Source organism: Xanthobacter sp. BG11Y11_SDJG (genome assembly GCF_057364445.1).
The window spans coordinates 1-4943 of the sequence record NZ_JBNFNU010000319.1; the positions used below are offsets into that span (position 1 = coordinate 1).

4 protein-coding genes and 1 pseudogene are annotated in these 4943 nt (G+C 71.4%); all 5 read left to right on the forward strand.

What is annotated here, in order from left to right; all coding sequences use genetic code 11:
• Positions 1-1227 (forward strand): alpha/beta fold hydrolase (locus tag AC2W7M_RS19655; protein WP_486134254.1); only part of this gene is annotated, 1227 nt, incomplete at its 5' end.
• A gap of 3 nt (positions 1228-1230) precedes the next feature.
• Entirely contained in the window at positions 1231-2391 is a 1161-nt protein-coding gene (locus AC2W7M_RS19660) for a CaiB/BaiF CoA transferase family protein (RefSeq protein ID WP_486134256.1), read from the forward strand.
• A 9-nt stretch (positions 2392-2400) separates the two neighbouring features.
• Positions 2401-3570, forward strand: a complete 1170-nt coding sequence (locus tag AC2W7M_RS19665; protein ID WP_486134258.1) for an acyl-CoA dehydrogenase family protein — start codon at positions 2401-2403, stop codon at positions 3568-3570.
• On the forward strand, positions 3567-3818 hold the full coding sequence (locus AC2W7M_RS19670) for a CoA-binding protein (protein ID WP_486134259.1): 252 nt from the start codon (positions 3567-3569) through the stop codon (positions 3816-3818). Before AC2W7M_RS19665 ends, AC2W7M_RS19670 begins: the two co-directional genes overlap by 4 nt.
• Positions 3779-4943 (forward strand): annotated as a pseudogene (locus AC2W7M_RS19675) (acetate--CoA ligase family protein); the annotation flags it as partial. The gene AC2W7M_RS19670 and the pseudogene AC2W7M_RS19675, both read left to right, overlap by 40 nt.

Consider the following 4943-nt stretch of genomic DNA (forward strand, 5'->3'; position numbering starts at 1 on the left):
CGTGCCGGAGGGGCGGCCGGCTGCCCATCGTGCCGACGCCGAGCGCGGCGCAGGACCCGCGGCCACCGCGCCGCGGTGGCGCAGAATCTCGGCGCCTTCATGCTCTCGCGCGTCCCGTCCGCGGACGATCCGGTGGTCGACCTCCACAGCGCCAACATCGCCCGCCAGCGCTTCGACAGCCGCGTCATCAGCCTTGCCGACCGCCTGGTGGCCGACCTCGTGCGGGTGCCGTGCCCGGTCCAGGCCATCTGGGGCGGCAAGGATCAGCTCTGCGTGCCGTCGGTGGCCCACCGGGCCGGGGTGGTGCGCGCGGTGCGCCCCGATGCCGAGGTCCACATCCTGCCGGGCGCCGGCCACTTCGTGCCGTACGAAGCGCCCGATGCGACCGCCGCGCTGATCGAGACGTTTTCACAATCAGGCGTTTTCCAACCGGGTGCCTTCATGAGCAGCTTTGAGACCATTCGCGTGGAGCGCCGGGGGCCGGCGCTGATCTTCCATCTCGCCCGCCTGGAGCGGCGCAATGCCGTCAGCCTCAAGATGATGGCCGAGATAATCGCCGCCACCGAGGCGGCCGAGGACGACGCCGAGGCCCGCGCCATCATCCTCTATGGCGGGCAGGAGTATTTCTCCGCCGGCGCCGACCTCACCGAGGCGGTGAAGATCAAGACCGCCACCGACGGCACCCGCTATTTCAAGCAGTGGCACGCGCTCAACGCGGCGCTGGAGACTTCCGCAAAGCCGGTGATCGCCGCCATCGAGGGCTTCTGCATGACCGGCGGGCTGGAACTGGCGCTCGCCGCCGACCTGCGCGTCGCCGGGGAGGGATCGAGCTTCGCCATCACCAGCGCGCGCATCGGCACCGTGGCGGGGGCCGGTGGCACCCAGCGCCTGCCGCGCGTGGTGGGGCCGTCCAACGCGCTCGACATGCTGTTCGCCGCCGAGCCGATCGATGCCGCCGAGGCGCTGCGCATCGGCCTCGTCAACCGCGTCACGCCGCGCGGCGCAGCGCTCGACAAGGCGCTGGAGATGGCGACGCTCTATGCCACCCGCGCGCCGCTGAGCCTCGCCTTCGTCAAGCGCGCGGTGCATCGCGGCCTGCAGATGGATCTCGCCTCGGCCATCGAGTTCGAGACCTTCCTCGTCACCACCGTCTACGGCACCCGCGACAAGCAGGAGGGCATCACCGCCTTCCTGGAGAAGCGGCCCGCCAGCTTCACCGGAGCCTGAGCCATGGCCGAGGTGCTTCCCCTCTCCGGCATCAAGGTGGCGGACTTCAGCCGCCTGCTGCCCGGCCCCTGGTGCGCGCAGATGCTCGCCGACCTCGGTGCCGAGGTGGTGAAGGTCGAGCGACCCGACGGCGACCCGAGCCGCCACAATGCGCCGCTCTACGCGAACGAGAGCGTCTATTTCTGCTCGGTCAATGGTGGCAAGCGTTCGCTGGCGGTGGATCTCTCCGCCCCCGAGGGCCGGGCGGCGGCGCACCGCCTGATCGCGGAAGCGGACGTGCTGGTGGAGAGCTTCGGCCGCGGCGGCGCGGAGAAGCTGGAGGTGCATTACGAGCGCGCCCGCGCGCTCAATCCGCGCCTCATCTATTGCAGCATCACCGGCTTCGGCCATGACGGCGCGCTCTCCGGCATCGCCGGGCACGACCTCGCGATCCAGGCGAGCACGGGCCTGCTCGCCAACACCGCCGACGCCGCGCCCTATTTCCAGGCCGGCGACTATTCCGCCGGGGCGATGGCGGTGATCGCCATCCTCGCCGCCCTGCGCAACCGCGACCGGGACGGGGAGGGCGCCTTCCTCGACGTCGCCATGTACGACGCGCTGATGGGCATGGGGAACATCGCGCTCGCCAGCGCTCTCGGCCGGCGCGCCGGCGGCACCGGCACCCCGGCCATGGAGGTGTTCGGCGGCAGCCCGCGCTACACCACCTATCCCACCCGCGACGGCAAGCGCGTCGCGGTGTGCCTGCTGGAAGCGAAAATCTGGCGGCGCTTCTGCGCGGTGATCGGCCGGCACGACCTCGCCTTCGCCGACGAGACGCCGGTGGACCGGCTCTCGAGCCACGGCCCGCGCGCCGAGCTGTTCCGCGCCGCCATCGCCGAATTCTGCCTCGCCCGCGACCGCGACGAGATCGGCGCCCTGATGGTCGCCCATGCGCTGCCGGTGATGCCGGTGCTCACCCCCGACGAGGCGGTGGCGAGCCCCCACGCGGCGAGCCGCGGCGTGGTGGAGCAGGTGGAGCACCCCACCGAGGGCACCACCTACACGCTGCGCAGCGGCCTCAAGGGCGCAGGCCTCGTGCGCGAGACCCGCCGCCCCGCCCCGACCATCGGCGACGCCGAGCGCGCGCCGCCCGACACACGCATCCGCGCCAGCCGCGCGGTCTAGGACACGGCCATGGATTTCAGCCTCACCGAGGAACAGACCCTCTTCCGCGACGCCGTGCGCGCCTTCGCCGAGCGGCACCTTGCGGCCGGCGCGCTGGCGCGCGCCCACGCCAACGCCTATCCCTGGGACGTGGCGCAGATGATGGCGGAGCAGGGCCTCATCGGCATCACCGCGAGCGAGGAGAATGGCGGCATCGGCGGGACGCTGATGGACGCGGTCATCGCCATCCAGGAGGTGGCGCGCTCCTGCCCGCGCTCGGCCGACGTGGTCCAGGCCGGCAATTTCGGCGCCATCCGCGTGCTCGCCCAGTACGCGACCCCGGAGCAGCGCGAGCGCTACCTGAAGCCCCTGTTCGCGGGCAAGGGCCTCATCTCGGTGGCCATGACCGAGCCCGGCGCGGGCTCCGCCGTCACCGAGCTTCAGGCCTCCGTGAAGCCGGACGGCAAGGGCTTCCGCCTCAACGGCTCGAAGATCTTCACCACCCACGGCACCCATGCCACCGTATTCCTGGTCTATGTGCGCTTCGGGCCGGGCACCGGCAATATCGGCTCGGTGCTGGTGGAGCGCGGCATGGAGGGCTTCACCTTCGGCGGCCAGGTGCCGTTCCTCTCCGGCGAGGAGTGGAACCCGCTGTTCTTCGACAATGTCTACATCCCGCCGGAGAACGTGCTGCTCGGGCCGGGCGGCTTCAAGAAGCAGATCTCCGGCTTCAACGTGGAGCGCATCGGCAATTCCTCGCGCGCGCTCGCGCTCGGCCGCTACGCCTACGAGACGGCGCGCGAGCATGCGCTGACCCGGCGCCAGTTCGGCCGCGCGCTGGCCGAGTTCCAGGGCCTGCAGTGGAAGTTCGCCGAGATGAAGATCCAGCTCGACGCGGCGCAGCTCCTGCTCTACCGCGCCGCCGCCAGCGCCGACCGGGGCTTTCCCTCGGCGGAGGAGACGGCGATCGCCAAGGTCGCCTGCAACCGCGCCGGCTTCAACGTGGCGAACGAGGCCATGCAGGTGATGGGCGGCGCCGGCTACAGCCAGGATTCGCTGGTGGAATACTGCTTCCGCCGCACCCGCGGCTGGATGATCGCCGGTGGCGCCATCGAAATTCTTCTCAACCGCATTGCCGAGCACGTGTTCGACCGCACCTTCCCGCAGCGGGCCGAGAGCCGGGCGAAGGAAACCGCATGAGCGCCGTGCCCTCCATCGCCGACGCTCTGTTCCGCCCGCGCAGCATCGCGCTGGTGGGCGCCTCCGGCGACCAGAACAAGCACGCCTCGCTGCCGCACCAATATCTGCGGCGGCACGGCTATGGCGGCGAGATCTTCCCCATCAACGCCTATCGCGACAGCGTGTTCGGCGAGCGCGCCTTCGCCCGCATCGACGACATCGGCCGGCCGTGGACCACGCCTTCATCATGCTGCCGACGGACGCGGTGAAGGATGCGGTGTCCGACTGCTGCCGGGCCGGGGTGCGCTGCGCCACCATCCTCAGCAACGGCTTCGCCGAGAGCGGCGATCATGGCCGCCGCCGCCAGGATGAGCTGGTGGAGATGGCGCGCGACGCCGGGCTCCGGCTGCTCGGCCCCAACAGCCTCGGCATCATCAATCTGCCGGAGCATGTGGCGCTGTCCGCCAACGAAATCCTGTCGCTGCCCGAGTTGCGGCCCGGCCGCTACAGCCTCGTCTCGCAGAGCGGCAGCCTGATCGGCGCCGTGCTCTCGCGCGGCATCGAGCGCGGCATCGGCTTTTCCAAGATGATCTCGGTGGGCAACGAGGCCGACCTCGGTGTCGCCGAGACCGGCGACCTGCTGGTGGACGATCCCGGCACCGACGCCATCCTCCTGTTCCTGGAGACCGTGCGCAATCCCGATGCGCTGGCCGCCATGGCGTGGCGCGCCTTCGCCGCCGGCAAGCCGGTGATCGCCTTCCGCGTCGGCCGCTCGCAGGTGGGCGAGACGCTCGCCGCCTCCCATACCGGCGCCCTGGTGGGCAGCGGCGCGGCCGTGGATGCCTTCCTCGCCGATATCGGCGTGGTGCGGGTGGAGACCATGGACGCCTTCCTGGAGGTGGCGCCGCTGGTGCGGGGCCACAGGCCGGCGCCGGGACGACGCGTGTCGGTCGTCACCACCACGGGCGGCGGCGGCACGCTGGTGGTGGACGCGCTCTCGCGCCACGACATCGTCATCGCTCCGCCCTCGCAGGCGTGCGTGGACAGTCTCGCCGCCCAGGGCATCGCCATCGCCCGCGCTCCGCTCATCGACCTCACGCTCGCCGGCACCAACGCCAAGACCTACGGGCCGGTGCTCAGCGCCCTCATGGCCTCGGAGGACTGCGACCTCGTGGTGTCGGTGGTGGGCTCGTCCTCCCAGTTCCGCCCCGACCGGGCGGTGCTGCCCATCGTCTCGGCGACGCGGGACAATCCCGATACGCCGGTGGCGGCGTTCCTGACGCCGCACGCGGCCACCTCGCTGAGCCTGCTGGCGGAGGCGGGCGTCGCCGCCTTCCGGCACGCCGGAATCCTGCGCCTACGCGGTGCGCGCCTTCTTCGACTGGCGCGCACCG

Excerpts from the sequence above, each read along its gene's own strand:
- AC2W7M_RS19660 (WP_486134256.1), top strand. The coding sequence starts at position 1,231 with ATGGCCGAGGTGCTTCCCCTCTCCGGCATCAAGGTGGCGGACTTCAGC.
- AC2W7M_RS19665 (WP_486134258.1), top strand. The coding sequence starts at position 2,401 with ATGGATTTCAGCCTCACCGAGGAACAGACCCTCTTCCGCGACGCCGTG.
- AC2W7M_RS19670 (WP_486134259.1), top strand. The coding sequence starts at position 3,567 with ATGAGCGCCGTGCCCTCCATCGCCGACGCTCTGTTCCGCCCGCGCAGC.